Below are 1,182 nucleotides of genomic sequence, written 5' to 3' on the forward strand. Positions count from 1 at the left end.
TCGTATGCGCTCCTTTCAAGTGTGATAGGTTTTGAGTACAGTTTTCCCCTCATTGGTAAAAATTATGACAAGTCAGAAGCGGCTCCGCCTTCGTGTGTCGGGATATGCGAACGAAAAAGTACGTTTCAATCTTCAATCCAAGTAAAGGAAATGATAGAGCGAAGATAAGAATGAGGAATGTTGGAAAGGAATAGCAAGCATTGAATTTGTATGTACAAATTCGAAAAACTCTTGTTATGGTTTGGCAAGATTCGCCTACGGATATCCGCGAGTCCGATTTCGCTGCCGCTCATCGTTCTCCCGGATATCCTCCGTCATCTTGCTGGGCCTGCCGCCCAGACTCGCCTGGTGGCTTCGCCCCCAGACCCCGAATCGTTTGCGCTTCCTGTTGAAAGAAAATAAAGTGCCCCAATAAAAGAAATAGCGGCAGCCAGGGACTTGAAAATGAAGTCCTAGACTGCCGCTGTTTTATTGAACTATCATTATCCGTTACTTCAATAAGATAGTGCCCATAATAGAAAAAGAAGCCCAATAAAAAAATTTGAAATATATTTCAATGCAGCATCTTTCATGAAAAATTCTTCAATACTTCTTATAATGAAACTAGCGGACACTAGATAAAAAATAAGAAAATTTAGTGGATTGATTAAAAACAATACAAGTGCTCCAACTACAAGCAATATATCTAAAATAAATATAGGTTTAGACCTTCTTCGCCATTCTTTTTGCCAACTCTTTTTTACTGTTTCAAATAACTTCATTTTTACCGCCTCCAAAAACAATCATAACAAATAACTCCTTTTAATTATTTTTGAAAAATGCACCAATCCTTCTTTCGCTAATCTTAACGATCCAGGAGTAGAGCAGATGCCTCCACTTCGTTCCGGTTCCGCTCACTCTTCTCCATTTTGAAAAACAAATGGAGAAGAGTGAGCGGCTATTTAGCATGATTTCAACCTCGATATTCCCCCAAATTCAGCCGTGAGCGCCAATTTTCCTTCCGTGGAACAATCGTAAAAAAAGGACCGTGTTCGCATCATTTGCGGACCGGTCCTTTTTTTCATTTTCTTAGGCTAGCTTTCAATTGCTCTGTTTTTCATTTTTGAAGAGGCCGGACTACTTCACAAAATAAAGGATTTTGTACATATGTAGCTGATAGGCGTTAAGCTAACTGGCAGGATT

The 1,182-nt window shown here is 39.7% G+C and carries 1 protein-coding gene; it reads right to left on the reverse strand.

The features are described from left to right. Window positions 1-494: 494 nt before the first annotated feature. Window positions 495-761, reverse strand: coding sequence for a hypothetical protein (locus ASC93_RS30755; protein WP_157201917.1), 267 nt, complete (start codon window positions 759-761; stop codon window positions 495-497). Window positions 762-1,182: the final 421 nt, after the last annotated feature.

It is taken from the genome of Massilia sp. Root335, from assembly GCF_001425685.1.
Lineage (GTDB): Bacteria > Pseudomonadota > Gammaproteobacteria > Burkholderiales > Burkholderiaceae_D > Telluria > Telluria luteola.